Below are 25,010 nucleotides of genomic sequence, written 5' to 3'. Positions count from 1 at the left end.
GGTCGCGCTGGAGCTGGCGGGCGACGGTCCGGCGTACCGACGCCGGGCCCGACGCGGCGGCGGCCGGCTCCGGGTCGGTGTCGAGGCCGCGGCCGATCTCGTCGTACGCGGCCCTGAAAGCGGCGGGCAGTTCGCCGGCGCCCGTTCTCAGGTCTGCTTCGAGCAGGCGCCGCAGCTCGTCGGTGCTCTCCGGCGTGCGCACCTCGGGCTCGGCCGGATCGACCTGCTCGCCCATTCCGCCGGGGCCAACACCGCGATGCAGTACGCGGCCCGGCACCCGGACCGCGTCGGCCGGCTCGCCCTGATCACCCCCGGCACCCGTGCCGTCGGAACGGTGATCACGGGGGAGGCCCGGCGCGAACTCGCCCTGCTGCGGTCGGGCGAGCCGTGGTTCCCCGCGGCCTTCGCCGCGCTGGAGGCGCTCATCGCGGGCACCGGCGGCGACCGCGAGGCCGTCGGGCCGTTCCTCTACGGCCGCTGGGACGACGAAGCCCGGCGCCACCATGCGGCGGGCAGCCCCGACAACCCGGAGGCGGTCGCCCTGTTCGGGGCCGACGGCGCCTTCGACCCGGAGGCCACCCGTGCGGGCCTCGCCGCCCTCCGCGCCCCGGTGCTCCTGCTCGCCGGGGAGTTCGACCTGAACAGCCCGCCCGGGTCGGTCGAGGCATGCGCGCAGCTGTTCCCCGACGCCACGCTCGTCGTGCAGCCGGGAGCGGGCCACTACCCCTGGCTGGACGACGCAGCCCGGTTCACCGCGGCCGTCGCGGCGTTCCTGGGATGACCGCGGGCGGCGGCCGGCCGGATTCCCCCCGGCCGGTGCCGCCGCCCGCCCCCTCTCCGAAGCAGCCGCCGCGTGCCGATTCCGCTACCAGAGGACGGGGAGCCGCTCCGGCAGGCGCTTCATGAACCGGGTGCGCCAGACGAGCTGGTCGAAGGGCACGGCCAGCTGCAGGCGGGGCATCTTCTCCAGCAGCACCTCGATGGCGATCTCCGTGTGCCGCTTTCCGAGCGCGGTGGCCGGGCAGTAGTGCGGTCCGCCGCCGAACGACAGGTGGGTACCGGCATTCGCGCGGTCGATGTCGAAGACGTGCGGGTCGGAGTACACGGCCGGGTCGGTGTTGGCGGCCTCTACCAGGACGAGCAGCAGTTCGCCCTTCTTCACCTCGACGTCGCCGAGGGTGACGTCCTCCAGCGCGAGGCGCGGCAGCCCGTCCGCGATCGACAGATTGACGCGCAGGAGCTCGTCCACCGCGGCCGGGATCTTCTCCGGGGCCTTGCGCAGCTGCTCCCACACGTCGGGGTTCTGCAGGAGCGAGACGATCGCCATGGTCAGGAAGCCCATGGTCGAGATGACACCGGCGCCGAACAGCGTGACGCCGACGACCGCCAGCATCTCGTCCGTCAGGTGCGCGTAGTCGGGATCCTCGCGCAGTGCGGCGAGCTCGGCCATCAGGCCGGTGGTGGCCGGGTCGTCGAGCCGCTCCACCATGTAGGCCATGTCGCGGTCCCAGTTGAGCTTGGCGCCCGTGACGGGGCAGGCCGAGTTCATGAACGCGATGTCGAGGCTTGCGGCCAGGCGCGGGGCGTCGGCCTCCGGAATGCCGAGGATGCGGCAGTGGAGGTTCTCCGCGTACGGATTGGTGAACCGGCCGCGCAGGTCGACGGGTGCACCGCTGCGCAGGAGGTCGTCGACGAGGCCGTTCGCCTGCTCGCGCATCCAGCCGGTGAGGTTGCCGGTCTTCGGGTTGATCGCCTTGAGCACGGCCTTGCGCAGGCCGGCGCCGGTGATGTTGCCCATGTTGTTGACGACCTCGGGTGGGATCGTCAGCGCGTACTGCCGGGGCACGCCGGGGGCCGAGGTGTCCTTCAGGCTGAAACGCGGATCCTCGAGGACCTGCTTGCAGAGCGCATGGGACGAGACCAGCCAGGCCTCGTCGCCCGCAATGGTGCGGACGCGCTTGACCGGCTCACTCCGCAGCTGCTCGACCTCGGCCGGGAGCTGGTCGCCGCGCGCGGAGAACGGGAAGTCGAGGAGGGTGTCAGCGGGCATCGGAATCTCCTTCGGCGGGGGTGATGACGGCGTGGCCCTGGTTGCGTGAGGCGCGAAGCCCCGAGCCGCGCGAGTAGAGCAGTTCCGCCATGGGCAGGAGCTGGTGGTAGCAGTTGAGGGAGGAGGGCACGCCCAGGATGGCGGGCGTGTCCAGGAACAGCGGCGCCTCCGCGCAGACGTATTCCAGGCAGACCTCGCGCTGACGGGCGGTGGCGGCCTTCCCGTTCAGCACCTTCGAGGAAAGGAACGCATCGACAAGGGAGTTGCAGGTCTCGCGGAACTCCGCATCGATGTCGAGCAGGTTGATCAGGTGGCTGTGGAGTGTGCGGTACGCCGGGATGTCGGTGAGGGAGGACATCGGGCGCGCCCGGAGGCGGACACCGGTGGGATCGGCCTCGGCGGCGGCGTTGTTGACCTTGGCGCGGACTCCGCGCAGGTTCTTCACCGCCTTGCGGCGTGCTTCGTCCTCGCCGTATCCGAGGGCCTCGTACATCTCCGCGACGTGCATGTCGGTGTAGATGAGGTCGACCTGCGCGAAGTTGCGCATGCCCCACTGGGCGAGATCGAGGACACGCTGTGCTGAGAAATAGCTGTTGCCGGGCGAGATGCCGATGACGGCGTGATCGCCCTCGTCGTTGATCACCTGGCAGTGCGGGGTGTATGGCCGGACTGTGAAGACTTCGGTCGCTGTCGTCAACAGGGGTCGGGTCCTTTGCGCCGCAAGTCCCGTGGGGCCCTGTGCCCCGGGTGTGGCGGCGACGTGATGGAAGGTACCCGAACTCTGAGCGACGTTCCATGTCTTCTGGGTAGTAACTCATCTGGCGGACAGACCAGTTGACCTGGGCATCCTTCGCCGGTCCGAACGGCCGCCCGGCCGTGTGGCGCATGATGGGGGCCACCCCGTTCGCCCGACGACACACCGGAGGCCGGCCGATGAACCGACCGTCTCGCCGCGCCGTGCTGGCCGCCGGGCTCGGCGCCACCGCGACGGCGCTCGCCGGGTGCTCGCGGCACCCCCGCCCCGTCCGGCGGCTGCGGCTCGCGACGGGTCCGGAGGGCGGACCGTACAACGCCTTCGGCAAGGCACTCGCGCTCGCTGTCGGGGCGAGCGGCCTGCCGCTGGAGATCGTCCCCGTCAGTACGGCGGCGAGTGTGGACAACCTGCGCGGCCTCGACGAGGGATCCGCGGAGCTGGCCCTGGCCATGGCGGACGCCGCCGAGGACGCCGTCCTCGGGCGGGACTCCTTCCCCACGCCCGCGGCGGGGGTGACGGCGCTGGCCCGCGTCTACGTCAACTACACCCACCTCGCCGTCCCGGCCGGCGGCCCGGTCCATGCGGTGGCGGACCTCGCCGGGCGCCCGGTCGCGGCCGGGGCACCGGGCTCGGGGGTACGGGTGGTCGCCCAGCGGGTCCTGCGGGCGGCCGCACCGGCCGGCGGAGCCGCACCGGCCGACGAACGCCCCCTGGGCCTCGCCCCGTCGGTCGTCGCGCTGCGCGACGGCGCGGTCGATGCGCTGTTCTGGTCCGGGGGCGTGCCCACACCGTCCCTGTCCGCACTGGCACGCGAACTGCCCCTGCGCTTCCTGCCGCTGGACGCCTACGTGGGGCCGCTGCGGGCCCGCCACGCACCGGTCTACACGGCGGTCACGCTGCCGGCCGGGGTCTACGGGCTGACCGAACCGGTCGGCACCATCGGTGTCGGCAACTACCTCCTGGCCCGTGCCGACGTGGCCGAGGGCGTCGTGCGGGACCTCTTGCGGGTGGTCTTCGACCGCTGGCGCGACCTCCTGCGGGAGGTGACCGCCGGTGCCCGCCTGGAGCCGCGCTTCGCCATCTCGACCGGACGCGTCCCCCTCCACCCGGGCGCGGCTGCGTACTACCGAGCGGTCTACGGCTGAGGCGCCCGGCCGGTCCAGGCCGTCACCTCCCCGGGCCGCTCCGTTCCGGGGACCGGCGGAGGCGGCGATGCCTCAGCAGGGTGCCCGGCTCCAGGGTCTGCGTCGGGCCGGGCATCAGGGCTGCCGCACCTCCGGCCCGCGCACCGGCCGGGAGTCCTGGGCCGGCGGCAGGCACAGACGCGCGACCAGGCCGCGTGGGGCGTTCGCGGCGAGTTCGAGGCGGCCGGCGCTGACCCGGGCGATCTCGTCGGCGATGGCCAGGCCCAGCCCGCTGCCGGGGACGTTCTGGTGCGCGGGGGAGCGGGCGAACCGCCGCAGCAGCAGATCCAGTTGCTCCTCGGGCACGCCCGGACCGTCGTCCGCGACCCGGACCAGCGCGCTTCCGTCCGCCTGCCGGGAGGCCTCCACCGTGACGTGTCCGCCGGACGGCACGAACTTGACCGCGTTGTCCAGGAGCGCGTCCAGGATCCGGCCGGCTGCGTCGGGCAGGGCGTGCGCCCACAGGCCGTCCGGTACACCGGCGGCCGACAGTTCCAGCCCCGCCGCGCGGAAGACCGGGTCCCAGGCCACCACCCGGTGCCGTACCGCGTGCGACACGTCCTGGTCCGTCGGCTCGGCCGTGCCGGACTCGACGCGCGCCAGCGCCAGCAGACCGTCGAGCAGTTCCTCCAGGCGCTCCGCCTCGTCCAGGGCGCGGGCGTGCTCGGCGAGGCCCGGTCCGGGGGCGATGTGCGGTTCGACGTTCTCCAGCTGCAGCACCAGCGTCGCGAGGGGATTGCGCAGCTGGTGGGAGGCGTCGGCGACGAAGTGGCGCTGCCGGCCGATGGAGTCGGCCACGGCCTCGGCCATGGCGTTGAAGTGCTGCCGCAGGCGCCGCAGTTCGGGAGGGCCGGTGTCCGATCCGGCCCGGGCCCGCAGGCTGCCGGCCGCCAGCCGTTCCACCGCCCGGTCCAGGTCCAGGAGCGGCCGCACCAGCCAGCGGGCGATTCCCGCGGCGACCAGGGCGGCCGTCGCGAACGCGGCGAGCGCCCCGGCGGCGATGAGCGTCCAGCGGACCGTGACGTCCCGGCGGGCGGTATCGGTGGGGACCGCCAGCAGGACCGCGCCGCTGACGCGCTCGTCGCGGCCCACCGGCTCGGCGAGCACGACGGTCCCCGGCCCCCACGGGCGCAGGGTCGGGAGCCGGTCGGTGGAACGGCCGGTCAGTGCCCGCCCGAGCGCCTCCGCCACCCCGGCGCCCGGCGCCGCCCCGGCCCGCGCCGACGTCGCGCCGGCCGAGTCGACCACCACCACGCCCGCGCCGTACAGCTCGGCGTACCGGCCGATCTCGGCCGCCAGCTCCGCCCGGTCGGCCTCGGTACGCATCCGCTCCGCGAGGCCGGCGAAGCGCACGGCCTCGGAGCGCCGCTGGAGCAGCAGATGCTCGGTCCGACCGCGGGCGTACCCCTCGGCGAACGGGAGGCACAGGAGCAGCGCCGCGACCCCCATGAGCATCGTCAGAACGGCGAGGAGCCTGCGCCTCACCTCACCGCTCCCCGCCGAGCTGGTAGCCGTACCCGCGGACGGTACGCACGAGTCCGGATCGGCCGGTCTTGGCGCGGATCCCGGCCACGTGGACGTCCAGCGAGCGCGAGGCGGCGAGGAAGACGTCGCCCCAGATGCGGTCCAGGATCTCCTCGCGGGAACGCACCTCGTCCGGTCGGGCGGCCAGGAGGGCCAGGACGTCGAACTCCCGCCGGGTCAGTCGTACTTCGGTACCCGCAACGGTGACCGTGCGGCTCGCCGGATCCACCTCCACATCGCCGCGGCGCACCGTGCCCGTTCCCGTGTCCGGGGCGACGCGGTCGACGTGTGCGTCGGTGCGGCGCCGGACGCTGTCGATCCGGGCCATCAGCTCCGCCATCCGGAAGGGCTTGACGACGTAGTCGTCGGCGCCCGCCCGCAGCCCCTGCACGACGTCCCGCTCCTCGCAGCGCGCGGTCACCACGATCAGCGGCACGCCGCACACGGTCCGCAGCCGCCGGAGCAGCTCTATCCCGTCCAGGTCGGGCAGCCCGAGGTCGAGCAGGACGAACTCGGCCTCGCGGGCGTGGCGCAGTGCGTCCTGGGCCCGCGCGACCCGGCGGACGGTGTGCCCGCGCCGGACGAGCGCGGTGCCCAGCGCCCGGGCCATCCTGTCGTCGTCCTCGACGAGGAGAGCGTGCATGGGAAAGCCCCCTCCGGACGGGCGGTGCGGCGCGCGCGACCGCGGCCCCAGGCTACCGCCGCCGTTCAGCGCACGGCTTGGGCGGGAGCAGCGGCCGGGTCTTCCCGGTCGCCCGCCCGGTCCGCGCCGTCCGCCTCGGCCTCGGCCCGGCTGAGGGCCGCGTCGCGGGTGTCCGGCATGAAGACGTAGGCCACGAGGGAGACCAGCGCGCACCCGGAGACGTACCAGAAGAACATGGTCTCGTGGCCGCTGTCTTTGAACCAGAGCGCCACGTACTCCGCGGTCCCGCCGAAGAGCGCGTTGGCGATGGCGTACGGCAGGGCCACCCCCAGGGCGCGCACCCGGGTGGGGAACAGTTCCGCCTTGACCGCCGCGTTGATGGACGTGTAGCCGGTGATGACGACAAGGGCCAGCAGGGACAGGCCGAGCGCGGACCAGTACGAGGACGCCGACCCGAGCGCCGTCATGATCGGGTACGTGCCGACCGTGCAGCCCACCGCGAAGGTGATCAGCAGGGGGCGGCGGCCGATCCGGTCGGACAGCATCCCGGCGAAGGGCTGGAGTACGGCGAAGAGGGTCAACGCGGTGAAACTGACCAGGGTGGCGGTCGTCTTCTCCATGCCCGCGCTGCCGACCAGGTATTTGGTCAGGTAGGTGGTGTAGGTGTAGTAGGCCACGGTGCCGCCGAGGGTCAGGGCCATGACCAGGCCGGCCTGCCGCCGGTACTGCCACAGGGCCCTCAGCGTGCCGCGCGCACTCTCGTCGTGCGCCGCCCCGCCGGCACCCGCCTCCTCCCGGAAGGCGTCGGTCTCCTGGAGTCGGCGCCGCAGCCAGAAGACGACCACCGCGAAGAGCGCCCCGAGGACGAAGGGGATCCGCCAGCCCCAGGTCTCCAACTCGTCCGTGGTGAGCGTGTGCTGCAGGGTGATCAGGATGCCCAGGCCCAGCAGCTGCCCGCAGGTCATCGACACGTACTGGAAGGACGAGCCGAGGCCGCGCCGGTTGCGGGCGGAGGCCTCGGTCAGGTAGGTGGCGCTGGCGGCGTACTCGCCGCCGATGCTCATCCCCTGGAGCAGGCGTGCGAGAAGCAGCACCAGCGCGCCGAAGGAGCCGGCCTGACCGTAGGTCGGTGCGACGGCGATGAGCAGCGCGGCGACCGACATCATGGTGACGGTGAGCGTGAGCGCGCTCTTGCGTCCGTGACGGTCGGCGGCGCGGCCCAGGATCCAGCCGCCGACGGGGCGCATCAGGAAGCCGACCGCGAAGATGCCCGCGGTGTTCATCAACTGCGTGGTCGGGTTGTCGCCGGGGAAGAAGGAGTCGGCGAAGTAGATCGCGAAGCTGGCGTAGACGAACCAGTCGTACCACTCGACGAGGTTGCCGAGTGAGCCGCCGATCAGCGCGAGGCGGCGCGTGCGGCGCTCCTCGCCGGGCGGCGCGGCGGCGGTCGGGCCGGGGGTGTCTCCGGGCTGGGGGCCGGGTGCGACGGCGGACGGGGACATGGCGGCTCCAGAGGGAAATCCCTGACGGGAGAGGGGGCGGCCCCGCGGTCGGGGGAACGATCCAGAGCATGTGGCCGCCGTGATACCCGGACAAGCTCCGTCGCGCAGATCTAACGTTCCGCTAAGGAAGCAGCCCGTCGTGCCCGCTCCTCGGCGGTCACCCGCGGCCGCTCCCTCGGCCCCCGGGCGTGATCGTCGCGCCGCCGCACGCTCCCGGGGATCCGCGGCCGCCCGCTCGGTAGGATCGCCACCGCACCCGACGGAAGGCGATCATGACGGACAGTCCCCTCAGGCCCAGCTCGTTGATCAACACGGTCTACGGGGCGTTCCTGCGACGTCTGGGCGGCTGGATCTCCGTCGCCGACCTGCTGACCCTGATGGCGGAACTGGACGTCGAGGGCCCGGCCGCCCGCTCGGCGATCTCCCGGCTCAAGAAGAAGGGCGTCTTGGAACCGGAGCGCCGCGGTGCCCCCGGCTACCGGCTCAGCGCCGCCGCGCACCCCGTCTTCGACGAGGGCGACCGCCGCATCTTCGGCAGCCTGGAGCCGGCGAAGCTCAGCGACGGCTGGGCGATGGCCGTCTTCTCCGTGCCGGAATCCGAGCGCGCGTACCGCTACCAGCTGCGCACCCGCCTGATGTGGCTGGGCTTCGGGAACATCGCCCCCGGCGTGTGGCTGGCGCCGGCCCGCCTCCTCGGTGACGCCCGCGACATGCTCGTGCGGCGCGGACTCAGTGCGTACGTACACTTGTTCGCCGCCGACTACGCCGCTTTCAGCGACCTGCCCGGGACGGTCAGTTCGTGGTGGGACTTCCCCGCGATCGAGGAGCAGTACGCCGGTTTCACCGACGCCTACGCACCTGTCGTCGCGGACCTGTCGCACCGGTGCGACATCGGGGGCGCCGAGGCGTTTCGCCACTACGTGCCGATGCTCACGCGGTGGCGGCGGCTGCCCTACCTCGATCCCGGTCTGCCCGCCGAACTGCTCCCTGCCGACTGGAACGCGGTGGCCGCCCGCCAGGTCTTCCAGCGGCTGAACGACGTGCTGGCCGCCCCCGCCCTGCGGCACGTCCGGGAGGTCACCGGTCTGCCGGAGGCTACGACGCAGGACTGAGCACAGCGGTCCGGGCCCGGGCGGGCACCGCACGGTGCCGACCCGGGCCCGGACCCGGTGATCACTGATCAGTGATCAGGAGAGGTCGAACCGGTCGAGGTTCATCACCTTGTCCCACGCGGCGACGAAGTCCCGGGCGAACTTCTCCTTCGCGTCGTCGCTCGCGTAGACCTCCGCCAGCGCCCGCAGCTCCGAGTTGGAGCCGAAGACCAGGTCGGCGCGGGTGCCGGTCCACTTGACCTCGCCGGTCGTGGTGTCACGGCCCTCGAAGGTGTTCGCGTCCTGCGACGTCGCCTTCCACGTCGTCCCCAGGTCGAGGAGGTTGACGAAGAAGTCGTTGGTCAGCGAACCGGGCGTCGTGGTGAACACGCCGTGCCGCGACTGCTGGTGGTTGGCACCCAGCACGCGCAGGCCGCCGACGAGGACCGTCAGCTCGGGCGCGCTCAGGTTCAGCAGGTTCGCCCGGTCCAGCAGCAGGTACTCGGCCGGGAGCCGGTTGCCCTTGCCGAGGTAGTTGCGGAAACCGTCGGCGGCCGGCTCCAGGGCGGCGAAGGACTCCACGTCCGTCTGCTCCTGCGAGGCGTCCACGCGGCCCGGCGTGAAGGGCACCTGCAGGTCGAATCCGGCGTCCTTGGCGCCCTGTTCCACCGCTGCGGCGCCCGCCAGCACGATCAGGTCGGCGAGCGAGATCCGCTTGCCGCCGTCCTGGGCGGCGTTGAACGCCTCCTGGATGCCGGTCAGCACGCGCAGCACGCCCGCCAGCCGGTCCGGCTCGTTGACCTCCCAGCCGCTCTGCGGCTGCAGGCGGACGCGGGCGCCGTTGGCACCGCCGCGCTTGTCGCTGCCGCGGAAGGACGAGGCCGACGCCCACGCGGCGGACACCAGCTGGGACACCGACAGGTCCGAGGCGAGTACCTGCGCCTTGAGGGAGGCGACGTCCGCCGCGTCGACGAGCTCGTGGTCCACAGCGGGCAGCGGGTCCTGCCAGAGCAGCTCCTCGGTGGGCACCTCGGGGCCGAGGTAGCGCACGAGGGGGCCCATATCGCGGTGGGTCAGCTTGAACCAAGCGCGGGCGAAGGCGTCCGCGAACGCGGCCGGGTCCTGCAGGAAGCGGCGCGAGATCTGCTCGTAGGCTGGGTCGAAGCGCAGCGACAGGTCGGTCGTCAGCATCGTCGGGGCGTGCGTCTTCGACGGGTCGTGGGCGTCGGGCACGGTGCCCGCGCCGGCGCCGTCCTTGGGCCGCCACTGGTGGGCGCCGGCGGGGCTCTTGAACTGCTCCCACTCGTAGCCGAAGAGGATCTCGAAGAAGCTGTTGTCCCACGTGATCGGGGTGTTGGTCCAGATGCCCTCCAGACCGCTGGTGATCGCGTCCCCGCCCTTGCCGGTGCCGTAGGTGCTGGCCCAGCCCAGGCCCTGCGCCTCGATCGGGGCGGCCTCGGGGTCGGCGCCGACGCTCTCGGCCGGGCCGGCGCCGTGGGTCTTGCCGAAGGTGTGGCCACCCGCGATCAGGGCCACCGTCTCCTCGTCGTTCATCGCCATCCGGCGGAACGTCTCACGGATGTCACGAGCCGCGGCGACCGGGTCCGGGTTGCCGTTCGGGCCTTCCGGGTTGACGTAGATCAGACCCATCTGGACGGCGCCGAGCGGGCTCTCCAGCTCGCGGTCACCGGTGTAGCGCTGGTCATCGAGCCAGGTGGTCTCGGGACCCCAGTACACGTCCTCGTCCGGCTCCCAGACGTCGGCGCGGCCGCCGCCGAAGCCGAAGGTCTCGAAGCCCATCTGCTCCAGTGCGACATTGCCGGTGAGGATCATGAGGTCGGCCCACGACAGGCTCTGGCCGTACTTCTTCTTGACCGGCCACAGCAGACGGCGGGCCTTGTCGAGGTTGCCGTTGTCCGGCCAGCTGTTGAGGGGCGCGAAACGCTGCTGGCCGGCGCCGGCGCCGCCGCGGCCGTCACTGATCCGGTAGGTGCCGGCGCTGTGCCACGCCATCCGGACCATGAACGGGCCGTAATGGCCGAAGTCGGCCGGCCACCAGTCCTGGGAGGTCGTCAGGACCTGCGCGATGTCCTGCTTCACCGCCGCCAGGTCCAGGGTCCGGAAGGCCGCGGCGTAGTCGAACTCTTCGCCCAGCGGGTTGGCCACCGCCGGATTCTTGGCCAGGATCTTCAGGTTCAGGCGTTCGGGCCACCACTGGCGGTTTCCGCCGCCCTGGGTGGGGTGCGCGGCGCGCTCGTGCGCGACGGGACAGCCGCCCCCGCCCTGCGCCTTCTCGTCCGTGACGATTGCATCGTGGTTCTCGGACATGGGAATCCTTCCGTACCAGGGGGATCGCGGTGCTCCGGACCGAATGCGGTCGAACAGGCGGGACACGGGGTCCCTGTGCACGGGGCTCGGCCTCGCCGGTCGACTCGACGCCGAGTGGTCACCGTCCCGTACTCCCGCCGCTCGGGAGTCTTCCTGCCTCTTGGCTATCAACGGAACCGATCCTACGATGGACGCAGTCCAAGTCAAGATGAACACCAAGCCGCTATCCGATCGGATCCCGGAAGCCGGCCGGCGGGCCCCGGGCGCGCCGGACCTGAGGGGGGAGTCGAGATGAGTGACCTGCTGGAGCGGTTGCGGGGGCGCGGCTGGCGGCTCACGTCCCAGCGGCGGGTCGTTGCCGAGGTCCTCGACGGCGAGCACGTGCACCTGACGGCCGACGAGGTGCATGCCCGCGCGGCCCGGCGGCTGCCGGAGATCTCCCGGGCCACCGTCTACAACGCCCTGGGCGAGCTGGTGGCGCTCGGAGAGGTCGTCGAGGTCACCACCGACGGCCGCGCGAAGCGCTACGACCCCAATGCGCACCGGCCGCACCAGCACCTGGTGTGCTCCGGCTGCGGGCTCATCCGCGACGTCCACCCGGACGGCGATCCGCTGGCCGCGCTGCCCGCGGCAGAACGCTTCGGGTTCGCCGTCTCCGAGGCCGAGATCACCTACCGAGGTCTGTGCCCGGCCTGTGCCCGGACCTGAGCGCCCCCGCGTTCCCGATTGACCCACGCCCGCCCGGGTAGGTGCCGTGCAGAACCGGCCGGTCGCAGAGGGCGGAGGCCGGCAGGACGATGGCACTGCACGAACCTGCGGACGTGGGAAGAGGTGGTCCCCTATGGCCCCGCCGGCGGACGGTGACCGATTCGCCGTGGACGTGCGGCCCGAGGGCGACGTTCTGGTCTTCACGCTCACCGGAGAGCTCGACCACGACACTGCGGAACCCCTGCGGGCCGCGCTCACCGCCGCCGTCGACGGCGGCGCACGCAGGCTGCTCGTGGACTTCTCGGGGGTCCGGTTCTGCGACTCCACCGGCCTGAACGTGCTCCTGCACAGTCGGCTCGCGCTTCAGGAGGACGGCGGCAGCATCGCCCTGTCCGGGCTGCGCCCACCCGTGGCTCGCATGTTCCGCATCACCGGTGCGGACGGGATCTTCCCCGTACACCCCGACGTGGCGCACGCGTTGGCCGAGCCGCGGCACGCGTGAGGGAGGAGCGCGTCATGGAGCCGCGGTCCCCCGACCGGAGGCGGGGCATCCTGCTGACGGGCATGACGGACGTCGTCACCCGTTGCCGTGACTTCACCCGTGACGCCCTCGTCGACTGGAAGTGGATGCCGGACGCCCGCGACGACGCGGAGGACGTCCTGCTGTTGGTGTCCGAGGTCGTCGCCAACGCCTGCCTGCACGCGGGCGGACCCCGCACACTCCTGCTGGTGTGCACGGACGACCTGCTGCGCGTCGAGGTCACCGACAGCGACCCCGCCGCCCCCGCGGCGCGCTCACGACCGGATCCGGCCCGGCCGGGCGGGTACGGGCTGCTCATCGTGGAGCGGATCGCCCGCCGCTGGGGCACGCTGCCCCTCGCGGACGGCAAGTGCGTGTGGGCCGAGATCGACTCGCCGCTGCGGTCCCCGGACGGTGCTCGGGGACCGCAGACCGTGTTGTGGTGACCGGCGGCCCGGTGGCCGGCGCCGCCCGGGCCGTGCCGTGGTCTCAGGGTGCGCCGTCGTCGCCGTCCTCGGGCGCCCCGGTGTCGTCGGGGTCTTCCAGCATCCCGGCCCGCAGCCGGTCCATGATCCGGCTCAGCAGCCTCGACACGTGCATCTGCGAGATGCCGAGGCGCTCGCCGATCTGCGACTGGGTGAGTTCCTCGCCGAAGCGCAGGCGCAGCACCAGCCGGTCGCGCTCACCCAGCGCGGTCAGCAGCGGCTTCAGCGTCTCCAGGTCCTCGATGCGCTCGTACGCCTCCTCCTCACTGCCCAGGGAACGTGGCAGCGCGCCGCCGTCCGCGTCCTGGCCGACGGAGGTGCTGAGGGATTCGGCGACGTAGCAGTTGGCGGCCTGCCGGCCCTCGGCCAGCGCGTCGTCGCTGACGCCGAGCTGTTCCGCGAGTTCGTGGTCGGTCGGCCGGCGGCCCAGGTCCTGCTCCATCGCGTCGCAGCATTTGGCCATGTCCAGGCGCAGCTCCTGCAGGCGCCGCGGCACCTTCACGGACCAGCTGGTGTCCCGGAAGAAGCGCTTCATCTCGCCCGTGACCGTCGGCACGGCGAAGGTGGCGAACTCGACCCCGCGCTCGACGTCGTACCGGTTGATGGCCTTGATCAGGCCGATGGTGCCGACCTGCACGATGTCTTCGAAGGGTTCGCTGCGGTTGCGGAAGCGCCGGGCCGCGTACCTCACCAGGCTGAGGTTCAGCTCCACCAGGGTGTTGCGGACGTAGGAGTACTCCGGCGTGCCCTCGTCCAGGGAGCGCAGACGGTGGAAGAGCGCCACGGACAGGCTCCTCGCGTCGTCGGTGCTGACGGCGAGGGGGTTATCCGGGATGTCGATGCCCTCCACCGGGGTCCCGGTATGGACAGGGTCCAGGGTGTTGCGGGACAGAGGGGTCATGAGCGTCCTCCGACGGGTCGGGGGGCTGCGCCGGAGCGCAGCGGGGCCGTCGTGGGTTTCCCGTCGGGTTATATACCCGATCGCGGCGACCTGACCCTTCCGGCGGCCTGCCCGCAGCCCCTGCCCGGCTCGATCGGGTGCGCCTGCCCGCCGACCGTCGCCAACCGGCCACACCCGACGCTTCAACGAGAAAATCCTCGACCGCGTACTACGCTGGTGGGTTGTTCGGCGACAGACCGGAACAAAAAGGGTGAAAAGCGTCTCCGCCGATGAACCGGACCACCTGCCGGAACGACACGCGAGGGCCGATGCCAGCCACACCCGAACGCTCTGAACTCGCTCTCCTCGACGACGGCGGCCCGTACGGCACCGCGGCCACGGGCACGGGACCGCACGAGGAGCCCGGCAAGTCCGCACGGTTCCGCGCCGGGCCCGCCGCCCCGCCCCGTACCCTCATCGACGTCTTCGAAGCCTCCGTACGGGCGTACCCCGACGAACCGGCCCTGGACGACGGCGTCACCCGCCTCAGCTACCGGGCCCTGGCCGCCGAGGTCGACCGCGGCCGCCGCGCCCTCGCCGACGCCGGGGTCGGCGGCGGGGACCGGGTGGGCGTACGCGTCCCGTCCGGTACCAACGAGCTGTACGTGGCGATCCTGGCCGTCCTCGCCGCGGGCGCCGCCTACGTGCCCGTCGATGCGGAGGACCCGGACGAAAGGGCCGACCTGGTCTTCGGCGAAGCCGGAGTGCGGGCGGTCGTGGGTGCCGGACGGCGCATCGACACCCTCCGTGCGCCCCGCCCCGGCGCCGGTGACCGCTCCGCGCGCCCCGGCCCCGGGCACGACGCGTGGATCATCTTCACCTCGGGCTCCACCGGAAGGCCCAAGGGCGTCGCCGTCACCCACCGCAGCGCCGCCGCCTTCGTCGACGCCGAAGCCGCACTGTTCCTCACCGAGGAACCACTCGGCCCCGGCGACCGGGTCATGGCCGGCCTGTCCGTCGCCTTCGACGCCTCCTGTGAGGAGATGTGGCTGGCCTGGCGCCACGGTGCCTGCCTCGTACCCGTCCCGCGCAGCCAGGTCCGCAGCGGCGCCGACCTCGGCCCCTGGCTGGTCGAGCAGGAGATCACCGTGGTCTCCACCGTGCCGACCCTGGCCTCCCTGTGGGAGCCCGAGGCCCTCGCCGAGGTCCGGCTGCTCGTCTTCGGCGGCGAGGCCTGTCCGCCCGAACTGACCCAGCGCCTGGTCACCGAGGGCCGCGAGGTGTGGAACACCTACGGTCCCACCGAAGCGACCGTCGTCGCCTGCGCCGCCCTCCTGACCGGCGGCGAACCCGTCCGCATCGGCCTCCCGCTCGACGGCTGGGAACTCGCCGTCGTCGACGGCTGCGGGGAACCGGTGCCCATGGGCGGCAGCGGTGAGCTCGTCATCGGCGGCGTCGGCCTGGCCCGCTACCTCGACCCCGACAAGGACGCCGAGAAGTACGCCCCCCTCCCGTCCCTGGGCTGGCAGCGCGCCTACCGCAGCGGCGATCTCGTCCGCGCGGAACCCGAAGGGCTCGTCTTCCTCGGCCGCGCGGATGAGCAGATCAAACTCGGCGGTCGCCGCATCGAACTCGGCGAGGTCGACGCCGCCCTCCAGGCCCTGCCGCACGTGGCCGGCGCCGCGGCCGCCGTCCGCACCGCGCGCAGCGGAAACCAGCTGCTGGTCGGCTACCTGGTCACCCAGGACGGCTGGGACCGCGCCGCGGCCGTCGAACGGCTGCGCGCAGAACTCCCCGCCGCCCTGGTACCCCTCCTCGCGCCCGTCACCGAACTGCCCACCCGCACCTCCGGCAAGGTGGACCGCGACGCGCTGCCCTGGCCGCTGCCCGACCTGGAGACCGCCGGCCCGGCCGAAGAGCTCCACGGCACCGAGGCCTGGCTCGCGGAGCAGTGGCGCGAAACCCTCGGCGCGCCCGTCACCGGCGCCGGCGACGACTTCTTCGCGATCGGCGGGAACAGCCTCGCCGCCGCCCGCCTCACCACCCGGCTGCGGACCCGCTATCCGAACGCGGCCGTGCTCGACATCTACCAGCAGCCCACCCTGCGCAGGCTGGCCCGCCGCTTGGAGAAGTCGGTGACCCACGAGGGCGCGATCCGCCCCGTCGCACCGGTCCCCCTCCACTCCCAGGCCCTCCAGTCGCTCCTGCTGCTCCCGCTGCTCACCGTCCTCGGCCTGCGCTGGACGGTCGCGCTGCTGGCGCTGGGCAACGTGCTGCACCGGTTCGGGCCCTACCCGTGGGCGCCGACCGCCTCCTGGTGGCTCGTCGCCGTCGGCGCCGTCCTGCTCTTCAGCCCTCCGGGCCGGCTGGCCGTCGCCGCCGGCGGCGCACGCCTGCTCCTGCGCGGGGTACGGCCCGGACGGTACCCGCGCGGCGGCAGCGTGCACCTCAGGCTCTGGACCGCCGAGCGCCTGGCCGAGTACGCGGGCGCGACCGCCCTGACCGGCTCCTGGCTCGAACGCTACGCGCGGGCCCTCGGTGCCAAGGTCGGTCCCGAGGTCGACCTGCACGCCCTGCCCCCCGTCACCGGCATGCTCAAGCTCGGCCGCGGCTGCGCCGTCGAGTCCGAGGTCGACCTCCGCGGACACTGGCTGGACGGGGACCAGCTGGAGATCGGGCCCGTCAAGGTCGGTGCCGGAGCGGTGGTCGGCACCCGCAGTGTGCTCTTCCCCGGGGCGCGCATCGGCAAGCGGGCCGAGGTGGCCCCGGGCTCCGCCGTCGCCGGGACCGTTCCGACCGGCCAGCGCTGGGCCGGAGCGCCCGCCGCCAAACTCGGCAGGGCCAAGCGGAACTGGCCTGACGGGCGCCCGCCGCGGGCCGTCCACTGGCGGGCCATGTACGGGATCACCGGCTTCGGCCTCACGGCGCTGCCGGTCCTCGCCACGGTGCCCGCCCTGCTGGTGCTGAGCAGCTTCGTGCCCGCGGACGCCGGACTCGCCGCGGCCCTGCGCGGAGCGCTGTGCGCCGTGGTGCCCGCGGCCCTCGCCTTCGGCCTCGCCTACGCACTGCTCCTACTGGCCGCCGTACGCCTGCTCAGCCTCGGCCTGCGCGCCGGGAACCATCCGACGCACAGCCGGATCGGCTGGCAGGCCTGGACGGTCACCCAACTGATGGACCTGGCCAGGGAGACCCTCTTCCCGCTCTACGCCGGGCTGATCACACCGGTCTGGCTGCGCCTGCTCGGCATGAAGATCGGCCGCGGCGCCGAGGTCTCCACCGTACTGGCGCTGCCGAGCCTCACCACGGTGGGCGAAGGCGCCTTCCTGGCCGACGACACCCTCACCGCCCCCTTCGAGCTGGGCGGCGGCTGGGTGCGGATCGGACACTCCGCGATCGGCCGCCGAGCCTTCCTGGGCAATTCCGGCATGGCCGCGCCCGGCCGCGCGGTGCCGGACGACGGCCTGGTCGGCGTGCTCTCCGCGGCACCGAAGAAGGCCAAGAAGGGCAGCTCGTACCTGGGCCTGCCGCCGGTCAGGCTGCCCCGTTCCAGCGCCGACACCGACCGCAGCCGGACCTACGACCCGCCGGCGCGCCTGCTGTGGGCGCGCGGCCTGGTGGAGCTGTGCCGTCTCGTCCCCGTGTTCTGTTCGGCCGCCCTGGCCGTACTGGCCGTGGCGGCGCTGAGCGCGCTGACCGCGTGGAGCGGCCTGGGCGTTTGGGGCGCCGTACTGCTCTCGGGCGCCGTTTTGCTGGCCGCCGGAACGGCCGCCTGCTGCGTTGCGGTCGGCGCGAAGTGGCTCCTGGTGGGCCGGCACCGGCCGGGAGAGCACCCGCTGTGGAGCGGCTTCGTGTGGCGCAACGAGCTCGCCGACACCTTCGTCGAGGTCCTGGCCGTCCCCTGGTTGGCCGGATCCGTGCCGGGCACTGCGCTGATGACCCTGTGGCTGCGGGGGCTCGGTGCCCGGATCGGCCGCGGCGTGTGGTGCGAGAGCTACTGGCTGCCCGAGAGCGACCTGGTCACACTGGGCGACGGGGTGAGCGTGAACCGGGGCTGCGTGCTGCAGACACACCTCTTCCACGACCGGATCTTGAGGACGGATACTGTGGTCCTCCGCGAGGGCGCCACTCTGGGCCCGGGCGGAATCGTCCTGCCCGGCAGTACGGTCGGGGCACGCAGCACCCTGGGTCCCGCCTCCCTGGTGATGGCCGGGGAGTCCGTCCCCGCCGACACCCGCTGGCTGGGCAACCCGATCGAGGCATGGCGGCCCTGAGGGGCGGTGGCGCCGGCCGGGCCGGGAGCGGCAGCAGGATCGGCAGGGGCACACCAGCACGGCGTACGAGCACGGCGCAGGGAGCGGATGCGGCAGTGAGCGGCCAGACCACAGCGGTATCGGATCCGTACTTTCCGGCCAACGGCGACTCCCGTTACCGTGTGCACCGGTACGAGCTCGCCCTGGACTACCGTCCCGGCCCCAATCGGCTGGCCGGCACCGGCCGCCTCAGCGCGATCGCCGGGCGTGCGCCGCTCACCGAGTTCCACCTGAACCTGGCCGATTTCAAGCTGGGCCGTGTCCTGGTCAACGGGCGGGCACCGCAGTACACCCATCGGGGCGGCAGGCTGCGCATCCGGCCGGCCAAGCCGCTGCCCGCCGGTGCCGCCTTCACCGTCGACGTGCACTGGTCGGGTAACCCCAAGCCGGTGCGCAGCCCGTGGGGCGGTCTCGGCTGGGAGGAGCTGACCGACGGCGCGCTCGTGGCCAGCCAGCCCGTGGGTGCCCCCTCCTGGTACCCGTGCAATGATCGCCCGGCCGACAAGGCCTCCTACCAGATCTCCGTCAACACACCGTCCGCCTACACCGTCGTGGCCGGCGGCCGCCTGCTCACCCGTACCACCAGGGCCAGCACCACCACTTGGGTCTACGAGCAGCCCGCGCCGACCTCCAGCTACCTGGTCGGCCTGTCCATCGGCATGTACCAGACGGTGCTCCTGGGCACCCCCGGACCCGGAGGCGTGACGCAGAGCGCCCATGTGCCCGCCCACCTGCTGCCTCGGTTCGCCCGCGACTTCGCCCGGCAGCCGGCCATGATGCAGCTGTTCGAGGAGCTCTTCGGCGCCTACCCCTTCGGCGAGTACGCGGTGGTGGTCGCCGACGAGGAACTGGACGTTCCGGTGGAAGCCCAGGGGCTCTCCCTCTTCGGGGCCAACCACCTGGACGGCGTACGCGGTTCGGAGCGCCTCATCGCCCACGAGCTCGCCCACCAGTGGTTCGGCAACAGCGTGACCATCGCCGACTGGCGCCACATCTGGCTCAACGAGGGCTTCGCGAAGTATGCAGAATGGCTCTGGTCAGAGCGCTCCGGCGGCCGGACCGCCCACGAGCAGGCGGCCGCCGCGCACCGGTCGCTGACCTCACGGCCCCAGGACCTCCGGCTGGTGGACCCCGGGCGGAAACTGATGTTCGACGACCGTCTGTACCAGCGCGGGGGCCTCGCGGTCCACGCCGTCCGGCGCGCCCTGGGGGAGGAGGCCTTCTTCCGCATGCTGCGGGACTGGGCCGCCGTGCACCGCCACGGCGTCGTCAGTACCGCCGCCTTCACCGCCCACGCCGCCCGCTACGCGTCCGATCCGCTGGACGACCTGTACTCGGCCTGGCTCTACGAGGCGCCGCTGCCGCCCCTGCCCGGGTAGTTTCCGGACGGTTTGCAGCGGTCCCGGTCCACCCGTTCTTGATGATCACGCTGGTCAGGGCTCTGTCCCAGGCGGCCGGAAGTGGACGGGGAGCGGCCGGGCGGCCCTTGCCCGGGGACTATGCGGCTGTCAGCATTCCAGCGCGCGCCCCGCGGAGGCCCGGGGACGGAGCAGATCCCGCAGCCTCCCTTTGCACGGTTCCGTCCGGTGAACAACGAGCCAGGAGTGCATTCCGTGATCCGATCGAAACTGCGTACGCTGCTGCTCAGTGGCGGCAGTGCGGCCGTCATGCTGGCCGCCGCCCTCGCCCCCGCCACCGCGTCCGCCTCACCCGCCCCCGAGGCCCGCCAGGCTACCGGCGCGGCCGCCGGCTTCTGGTCCTGTACCGTCCCGCCCGGCTACACCTACACGGCGACGACGAACACCCTGAGCTGCGGGGGCACCGGCTTCCGCACCTACTACCTGGTCCAGCCGCCCTCCGACGGCCTGTGGGCCTGCACCGTGGGCACCGGCTTCACCTACTCCGCCACCCAGAACACCCTCGACTGCTCGACGAGCGGCGGCTTCCGCACCAAGTACCTGCTGCGCACTCCGAAGACCGGTCTGTGGGCGTGCACCGTCCCGTCCGGTTTCACCTACACGAGCACGCAGAACACGCTCGACTGCTCGACGAGCGGCGGCTTCCGTACCAAGTACCTGCTGCGGGCCTTCTGACCCGGGCCCCGGTTCCCGGACGCCTGCCGGAGCGGAACCCCCGCTCCGGCAGGCGCTGCCCAACGGCCCGTCCCGCTGCCCGGCCGTTCCGCACGGCTTCGGCGCCCTGCCCCGGACCCCACCGGCTCGGGTTCAGGAGGATCCCGGCGCCGGGGTGAGCGTCGGGGACGCGGCGGGGGTGCCTGGGTCCACGCAGCTCAGAGACATGATCACCAGGGAATCGGCGCCGCGGCCCGGCTCCGGGGACGGGAGCACCGACAGGGCCGTCCAGTTCCCCTTCGTGAGGGTCAGCGTTCCGTCGCCCACGTCGGGGCCGGCCTGCCAGCCGTGCTCGGAACGGGCCCGCGCGAAGGCGGCCTGGAGAGCGGCGTCCACCGTCTCGGGGGAGTGCAGGCCCGTCAGCCGTTCGGCGCACCGGCCCGTGGAGCCCGAGGGCTCCCTGTCCACCGTGATGCCCTCCGCCGCCAGCGCCGACGTCATCTCCGACACCGCGGCGTCCGCAGTCAGCGGGGGGCCCGAGAAGCGCGGGGGCAGCGGACCGAGGTCCCGCAGCGGCGCCCCGCACGCCGCGGCCGACGCCGTGACCGAAACCGCCATGGCCAGGGCCGCCAGAGCTGCGCGCCTGCGCTGCCGTCGCATGATGGTGTCCGTCCTCTCGGTTCGTTGCACGGCCGGCCAGTCTGCCACCCCGTCGATCTTGAGGCGGCACCGGCCGCGGGCGTACCGGTCACCGGCTTCAGCTTTGTCTCGTCCAGCGCTGGGACGCCTCGCCGCCGCAGGTCCTGGTCACGAGGCCGCTGCTCATGCCGAGGTCGAGGCAGCCGCCGCCGAGGTCGCTGCGGAGGCTGCCGTTCGCACCGGTACGCCACACCCGGCCGATGTCCTGGGCGCAGTCGCCGACGAAGACTGCCTGGCCGAGCCCGTTGGAGTAGAGGCAGCCCCCGCTCTGCTGGTTGACCAGTGTGAAACTTCCGTCCGATCGGCTCCGCACGGTCCAGCGGGCTGACCCGTTCGCGCAGTCGCCGAAGTCCGAGGCTCCGAAGACCTGGGTGATGCACGTGCTGTTGTTGCCGTTGCGGTAGCGGTAGGTCCCGGTGTCGGGCACGGAGGGCGGCTGGGCGGGGGCCGTGGCGGCCGCTGTCGGGGTGCTTCCGGCGGACGGGCGGGATCCGCCGCCGCTGCCCCCCGCGTTCGCCAGGCCTCCGGAGCCGCCCGATCCGGGCTGGGCGCCGCCGGCGGGAACCGTGCCCGGACCGTCACCGGTGCCGCCGGCCGCCGGCACCGGTGCTGCGCCGGTGCCGTCCTGTGCCTGCCCGGCAGCCCGACCGGGATCCTGGGCAGGAGGCTGCGTGGGCGGGGCCGCACCGGACGGGGTGCCGCCGGCGACCGTCGCGGGATCGGCCGGGGCCGTCACCGGAGCCGTCGGGCCGTTGCGGGCCTCGGTCTGCGGCGCGGAGAGGTGCGGCAGGTACTGGACGGCGAGCGTCGTACCGCCGGAGACCACGACCACGGGAACGAGGGCGAGCAGGACGCGCGTGCGGCGGCGCCGCCCGGGCCGCTCGGGGGCGTCGGGGCCGGACCCGGCGGCGGGTGCGACCTTGGGCCCTGAGACCTTGGGCTCCGTTCCCCCTTCCGCCTTCGGCTTCTCCTGCGGGCCCGGCTTCCCGCCGCTGAGCGGGAGCGTCGCCACGTCGCCGTCCTGCACCTTCGCGGCGAAGGCGGCCCGCTCGGTGAGCCGCTCGTCGACGGCCACCGGCCACAGCGGCTGTGTGAACGGGCCCTTCCGACTCGCGTGCTCCAGGAGCTCCGCCGCCGCGGGGCGGTCGCCCGGATCCTTGGCGAGACAGGCCGCGACGAGTGCGGCGAGCTCTGGCTCACGGTCCCGCAGCGGCTCCAGGTCGGGCTCCTCGTGGACGATCCGGTACAGCACACCGTGCCCCGACTCGTCCCCGAAGGGCGGACGGCCGCACGCCGCGTACGCGAGCACCGAACCCAGTGCGAACACGTCGGCGGCGCCGCCCGGCTGCCGTTTCCCCGAGGCCTGCTCGGGTGACATGTAGGCGGGAGTGCCCACGACCATGCCGGTCCTGGTCAGCTGGCTCTGGTCGGCGGCCCGGGCGACACCGAAGTCGATGAGGGTCAGCCCGTCCAGGGTCAGCATGATGTTCGAGGGCTTGAGGTCGCGGTGCACCATGTCCAGCGCGTGCACCGCTGCCAGGCTCGCCGCCGCTTCCCGCAGCAGCAGCCACAAAGCGTCCGCGGGCAGCGGTCTACCGTGCAGCGTGATGGCCTCCCGCAGGGTGATCCCGGGAAGGTACGCGGTGGCGAACCACGGCGGCCGCGCCGTGCGGTCGCCGGCGAGCAGCGGTGCGGTGGCGTCGGCCGGCAGCCGGGCGAGGTTGTCCAGCTCGTGCCCGAACCGGCGCAGGAAGTCCTCGTCCTCCCCGACGACGGAGGCCAGCAGCTGTTTGACCGCGACGTACCGGCCCTCGTGCACGCCGAGGTATACCCGTCCCATGCCGCCGGTCCCGAGTCGGCCCGCGAGCGGGATCGGTCCGATCCGCCGGGGATCCTCCGCCGCCAGCGGCTCGGCTCCGCTCCCCGCCAGGTCCCACACGTCGCCTGCCCTGCTTGGATCGAATACGGGTCCCGAGGAATCTATCCCGATCATCCGGCAAGAGCAACGAGCCTGTTGGGTAGTGGAGTTGAGGTTCTCAGTCGGCTGCCGCACAGGGGGTCGCGGATCCGGCGGACGGTCGCGGGAGGACGTTCGGGCGCCGTCGGGGGAGGGGTCCGCGACCGGGTTCGGCCGCACCCCGAATCATCGGGGCGGGGCGGCGCGGCGAGATCGTGAGAACCGTTACATTCATCCCTCAATTGCCCCTTTTGCGGCAATCATGGTTCGCGTTATCTGTCGTCTATGTGCCGCGCTGAGCGGCCCGCGTCGCCCGGGAACGGTCGGCGCCACTGGGAGTGACATGGGACGCGTGCGCGGCTGGACGGGCAACCGGCGGACGGCCCTGCCGATGATGGCGGGTGGAGCCGTCGTCCTCGGGCTGGGCGGCCTCTACGTCACGGGCCTCGTGGCCGGCGGTGACATCGCCCCGGGCACGAGCGTGCGCGGCGTCGACATCGGCGGGATGACCGCCGCGCAGGCCCGCCGGGCACTGGACCGGGAGCTCGGCCCCATCGCCGCCGCGCCCGTCGCGATGAAGATCGGCGACCGCGTCGAGAAGGCGGATCCGGCCGCGCTCGGACTGTCGCTCGACACGACCGCGACCGTCGACCGCGCCGTGCGCAAGGGCTACGACCCCGTCACCGTCATCGGCTCCCTCTTCGCCTCCGGCCGGCGCGACGTCGAACCGGTGGTCCGCGCGGACGAGCAGAAGGGCCGCGCCGCGGTCGACCGGATCGCCGAGGACACCGCCCGCACCCCCCGCGACGGCGCCATCGCCTTCGAGAAGGGCACGGCGAAGGCCGTCACCCCGCTCCCCGGCACCGCCCTCGTGGCGGACCGGGCTCTCGACACCCTTCGCGACGCCTACCTGCGGAAGGACCAGGCCCCGGTCGTGCTGCCGGTCGAGACCACCGAGCCGGCCGTCGGCGCCGAGGAGACCGGTCGGGCCCTGAGGCAGTTCGCCCAGCCCGCCATGTCGGGTCCCGTCGCGCTCACCGTCGCCGGCGAGCGCGTGTCCATCACCCCCGCCGTGCTCGGCGAGCACCTGAAGATGCGGCCCGACGCCCAGGGCCGCCTCGTGCCCGCGCTCGACTCCAAGGGGCTGCTGGCCGAACCCGCCGTGGCCCGCCCGATCGCGGAGGCCAGCCGGCCGCCGCTCGACGCGACGCCCCACGTCAACCCCGATGGCACCGTGGTCATGGCCCAGCAGAGCCGTGCCGGCCGGAAGGTCACCGAGGAGGCGCTCGGCAAGGCCGTGCTGCCGCTCCTGACCCGCACGGGCGCCGCCCGCAGCGGTGAGATCGCCACGGTCGCCGTGCAGCCCGAGCTGACCGGCGAGGAGGCGCGCCGGATCGGGATCAAGGAGAAGATCTCCTCCTTCACGGTCGAGTTCCCGGCCGCCCCGTACCGCAGCACCAACATCGGGCGCGCGGTGGAGCTCATCAACGGCTCCGTGGTCCAGCCCGGCAAGGAGTGGAGCTTCAACCGCACGGTCGGTGAGCGCACCAAGGAGAACGGCTTCGTCGACGGCATCATGATCAACGACGGCCAGTACGTGAAGTCGCCGGGCGGGGGCGTGTCCGCGGTCGCCACGACCATGTACAACGCCGTCTTCTTCGCGGGCCTCAAGCCCGTCGAGCACGGTGCGCACTCCTTCTACATCGAGCGTTATCCCGAGGGCCGCGAGGCCACCGTCGCGTGGGGCACCCTCGACCTGCGCTGGATCAACGACTCCGGGCACGCCGTCTACATACAGGCCGAGTCCACCGACACCTCGCTGACCATAACGCTCCTCGGGACCAAGAAGTACGACGAGATACGGGCCACCAAGGGGCCCCGCACCAACGTCACGCAGCCCGCGAAGCGCACCGGGAACGGCCCGGCCTGCGAGGTCCAGACCCCGCTGGAGGGCTTCGACGTGACCGTCGGCCGGGTCTTCGTCCAGGGCGGCAGGGAAGTCCGCAGCGAGGAGTTCAGGACCCACTACACTCCGCGCGACGAGGTCGTCTGCGCCCCGGAGGCGCCGGAGGGAGCCCTGGTCCCGACCGCCCCCGCCGCTCCGACGGCCCCCACCGCTCCCGGATCCGCGCGCACGGCGCAGGCCGACTCCGCCCCCGCCGGGACCTCCGGCGCCGCCGGCGCCCCCCGCGCGTCCTGAGCGGCGACCCGGGACGAGGGGTGACACTCCCGGCGCGCATTGTGCACGCCGGGAGCCATGGCGGCCCGGAAGTGCTACAACTGGGTTCGTGACCATTCCTCGC

19 protein-coding genes are annotated in these 25,010 nt (G+C 73.0%); 10 read left to right on the top strand and 9 right to left on the bottom strand.

The window, feature by feature from the left end; genetic code table 11:
- Positions 1-7: 7 nt before the first annotated feature.
- Entirely contained in the window at positions 8-781 is a 774-nt protein-coding gene (locus ACFW2G_RS10150; RefSeq protein ID WP_384582258.1) for an alpha/beta fold hydrolase, read from the top strand.
- 84 nt (positions 782-865) lie between these two features.
- Here the strand turns inward: ACFW2G_RS10150 and ACFW2G_RS10145 are convergent, their stop codons facing one another.
- Together ACFW2G_RS10145 and ACFW2G_RS10140 are read right to left on the bottom strand one after the other, a co-directional pair.
- Positions 866-2,050 carry a cytochrome P450 gene (locus tag ACFW2G_RS10145; protein WP_384453811.1) on the bottom strand — a complete coding sequence of 395 codons (1,185 nt, stop codon included), beginning with the start codon at positions 2,048-2,050 and terminating at the stop codon, positions 866-868.
- A complete protein-coding gene (locus tag ACFW2G_RS10140; protein WP_384582168.1) occupies positions 2,040-2,747 on the bottom strand; it encodes a tRNA-dependent cyclodipeptide synthase in 708 nt (235 codons plus the stop codon). Before ACFW2G_RS10140 ends, ACFW2G_RS10145 begins: the two co-directional genes overlap by 11 nt.
- 236 nt (positions 2,748-2,983) lie before the next feature.
- On the opposite strand from ACFW2G_RS10140, the gene ACFW2G_RS10135 reads away from it, so the two are divergent.
- Positions 2,984-3,949 carry a TAXI family TRAP transporter solute-binding subunit gene (locus ACFW2G_RS10135; protein WP_384453817.1) on the top strand — a complete coding sequence of 322 codons (966 nt, stop codon included), beginning with the start codon at positions 2,984-2,986 and terminating at the stop codon, positions 3,947-3,949.
- 114 nt (positions 3,950-4,063) lie between these two features.
- Here the strand turns inward: ACFW2G_RS10135 and ACFW2G_RS10130 are convergent, their stop codons facing one another.
- From ACFW2G_RS10130 to ACFW2G_RS10120, 3 genes are all read right to left on the bottom strand, one after another.
- Entirely contained in the window at positions 4,064-5,473 is a 1,410-nt protein-coding gene (locus tag ACFW2G_RS10130) for an ATP-binding protein (RefSeq protein WP_384582170.1), read from the bottom strand.
- A gap of 1 nt (position 5,474) precedes the next feature.
- Positions 5,475-6,155, bottom strand: a complete 681-nt coding sequence (locus tag ACFW2G_RS10125) for a response regulator transcription factor (RefSeq protein WP_384453822.1) — start codon at positions 6,153-6,155, stop codon at positions 5,475-5,477.
- Between the two features lie 65 nt (positions 6,156-6,220).
- Entirely contained in the window at positions 6,221-7,657 is a 1,437-nt protein-coding gene (locus tag ACFW2G_RS10120) for an MFS transporter (protein WP_384453825.1), read from the bottom strand.
- A 272-nt stretch (positions 7,658-7,929) separates the two neighbouring features.
- On the opposite strand from ACFW2G_RS10120, the gene ACFW2G_RS10115 reads away from it, so the two are divergent.
- Positions 7,930-8,769 carry a PaaX family transcriptional regulator C-terminal domain-containing protein gene (locus ACFW2G_RS10115; RefSeq protein WP_384453828.1) on the top strand — a complete coding sequence of 280 codons (840 nt, stop codon included), beginning with the start codon at positions 7,930-7,932 and terminating at the stop codon, positions 8,767-8,769.
- A 75-nt stretch (positions 8,770-8,844) separates the two neighbouring features.
- Here the strand turns inward: ACFW2G_RS10115 and katG are convergent, their stop codons facing one another.
- Positions 8,845-11,076, bottom strand: a complete 2,232-nt coding sequence (katG, locus tag ACFW2G_RS10110) for a catalase/peroxidase HPI (RefSeq protein WP_384446587.1) — start codon at positions 11,074-11,076, stop codon at positions 8,845-8,847.
- A 291-nt stretch (positions 11,077-11,367) separates the two neighbouring features.
- On the opposite strand from katG, the gene ACFW2G_RS10105 reads away from it, so the two are divergent.
- From ACFW2G_RS10105 to ACFW2G_RS10095, 3 genes are all read left to right on the top strand, one after another.
- Complete coding sequence (locus ACFW2G_RS10105; RefSeq protein WP_384446585.1) at positions 11,368-11,784, top strand: Fur family transcriptional regulator; 417 nt, start codon at positions 11,368-11,370, stop codon at positions 11,782-11,784.
- A 133-nt stretch (positions 11,785-11,917) separates the two neighbouring features.
- Positions 11,918-12,286 carry an STAS domain-containing protein gene (locus ACFW2G_RS10100; RefSeq protein WP_037917407.1) on the top strand — a complete coding sequence of 123 codons (369 nt, stop codon included), beginning with the start codon at positions 11,918-11,920 and terminating at the stop codon, positions 12,284-12,286.
- Between the two features lie 14 nt (positions 12,287-12,300).
- Positions 12,301-12,750, top strand: a complete 450-nt coding sequence (locus tag ACFW2G_RS10095) for an ATP-binding protein (protein WP_384446581.1) — start codon at positions 12,301-12,303, stop codon at positions 12,748-12,750.
- Between the two features lie 43 nt (positions 12,751-12,793).
- On the opposite strand, the gene ACFW2G_RS10090 is transcribed toward ACFW2G_RS10095, so the two are convergent.
- Positions 12,794-13,690 (bottom strand): SigB/SigF/SigG family RNA polymerase sigma factor, encoded by an 897-nt coding sequence (locus ACFW2G_RS10090; protein ID WP_384446579.1) that lies wholly within the window; start codon positions 13,688-13,690, stop codon positions 12,794-12,796.
- A 308-nt stretch (positions 13,691-13,998) separates the two neighbouring features.
- On the opposite strand from ACFW2G_RS10090, the gene ACFW2G_RS10085 reads away from it, so the two are divergent.
- The 3 genes from ACFW2G_RS10085 to ACFW2G_RS10075 all read left to right on the top strand — a co-directional run bounded on the left by ACFW2G_RS10085 (position 13,999) and on the right by ACFW2G_RS10075 (position 20,072).
- Positions 13,999-17,940 (top strand): Pls/PosA family non-ribosomal peptide synthetase, encoded by a 3,942-nt coding sequence (locus ACFW2G_RS10085; RefSeq protein ID WP_384582172.1) that lies wholly within the window; start codon positions 13,999-14,001, stop codon positions 17,938-17,940.
- The gene (locus ACFW2G_RS10080) at positions 17,928-19,358 is read left to right on the top strand and encodes a M1 family metallopeptidase (RefSeq protein ID WP_384446575.1); all 1,431 of its coding nucleotides are present in this window, start codon (positions 17,928-17,930) and stop codon (positions 19,356-19,358) included. Before ACFW2G_RS10085 ends, ACFW2G_RS10080 begins: the two co-directional genes overlap by 13 nt.
- Before the next feature lie 234 nt (positions 19,359-19,592).
- Complete coding sequence (locus ACFW2G_RS10075) at positions 19,593-20,072, top strand: hypothetical protein (RefSeq protein WP_384446573.1); 480 nt, start codon at positions 19,593-19,595, stop codon at positions 20,070-20,072.
- Between the two features lie 132 nt (positions 20,073-20,204).
- Here ACFW2G_RS10075 and ACFW2G_RS10070 read toward each other — a convergent pair whose 3' ends face one another.
- Both ACFW2G_RS10070 and ACFW2G_RS10065 read right to left on the bottom strand, forming a co-directional pair.
- Positions 20,205-20,741, bottom strand: coding sequence for a hypothetical protein (locus ACFW2G_RS10070; protein ID WP_384582174.1), 537 nt, complete (start codon positions 20,739-20,741; stop codon positions 20,205-20,207).
- 67 nt (positions 20,742-20,808) lie between these two features.
- Positions 20,809-22,743, bottom strand: a complete 1,935-nt coding sequence (locus ACFW2G_RS10065) for a protein kinase (RefSeq protein ID WP_384582177.1) — start codon at positions 22,741-22,743, stop codon at positions 20,809-20,811.
- 307 nt (positions 22,744-23,050) lie between these two features.
- Between ACFW2G_RS10065 and ACFW2G_RS10060 the strand changes: the two genes are divergently transcribed.
- Entirely contained in the window at positions 23,051-24,907 is a 1,857-nt protein-coding gene (locus ACFW2G_RS10060) for a VanW family protein (RefSeq protein WP_384446567.1), read from the top strand.
- The last annotated feature ends 103 nt before the right edge of the window (positions 24,908-25,010 follow it).

The organism is Streptomyces sp. NPDC058880 (genome assembly GCF_042742535.1).
In the GTDB taxonomy this organism is placed as follows: domain Bacteria; phylum Actinomycetota; class Actinomycetes; order Streptomycetales; family Streptomycetaceae; genus Streptomyces.
Note: the sequence above shows the minus strand (reverse complement) of the source record. Positions and strands in the feature narration are given on the sequence as shown.

Excerpts from the sequence above, each read along its gene's own strand:
- ACFW2G_RS10120 (WP_384453825.1), bottom strand. The coding sequence starts at position 7,657 with ATGTCCCCGTCCGCCGTCGCACCCGGCCCCCAGCCCGGAGACACCCCC.
- ACFW2G_RS10135 (WP_384453817.1), top strand. The coding sequence starts at position 2,984 with ATGAACCGACCGTCTCGCCGCGCCGTGCTGGCCGCCGGGCTCGGCGCC.
- ACFW2G_RS10100 (WP_037917407.1), top strand. The coding sequence starts at position 11,918 with ATGGCCCCGCCGGCGGACGGTGACCGATTCGCCGTGGACGTGCGGCCC.
- ACFW2G_RS10125 (WP_384453822.1), bottom strand. The coding sequence starts at position 6,155 with ATGCACGCTCTCCTCGTCGAGGACGACGACAGGATGGCCCGGGCGCTG.
- ACFW2G_RS10090 (WP_384446579.1), bottom strand. The coding sequence starts at position 13,690 with ATGACCCCTCTGTCCCGCAACACCCTGGACCCTGTCCATACCGGGACC.
- ACFW2G_RS10065 (WP_384582177.1), bottom strand. The coding sequence starts at position 22,743 with ATGATCGGGATAGATTCCTCGGGACCCGTATTCGATCCAAGCAGGGCA.
- ACFW2G_RS10145 (WP_384453811.1), bottom strand. The coding sequence starts at position 2,050 with ATGCCCGCTGACACCCTCCTCGACTTCCCGTTCTCCGCGCGCGGCGAC.
- ACFW2G_RS10115 (WP_384453828.1), top strand. The coding sequence starts at position 7,930 with ATGACGGACAGTCCCCTCAGGCCCAGCTCGTTGATCAACACGGTCTAC.
- ACFW2G_RS10105 (WP_384446585.1), top strand. The coding sequence starts at position 11,368 with ATGAGTGACCTGCTGGAGCGGTTGCGGGGGCGCGGCTGGCGGCTCACG.
- katG (WP_384446587.1), bottom strand. The coding sequence starts at position 11,076 with ATGTCCGAGAACCACGATGCAATCGTCACGGACGAGAAGGCGCAGGGC.
- ACFW2G_RS10095 (WP_384446581.1), top strand. The coding sequence starts at position 12,301 with ATGGAGCCGCGGTCCCCCGACCGGAGGCGGGGCATCCTGCTGACGGGC.
- ACFW2G_RS10080 (WP_384446575.1), top strand. The coding sequence starts at position 17,928 with ATGGCGGCCCTGAGGGGCGGTGGCGCCGGCCGGGCCGGGAGCGGCAGC.
- ACFW2G_RS10085 (WP_384582172.1), top strand. The coding sequence starts at position 13,999 with ATGCCAGCCACACCCGAACGCTCTGAACTCGCTCTCCTCGACGACGGC.
- ACFW2G_RS10060 (WP_384446567.1), top strand. The coding sequence starts at position 23,051 with ATGGGACGCGTGCGCGGCTGGACGGGCAACCGGCGGACGGCCCTGCCG.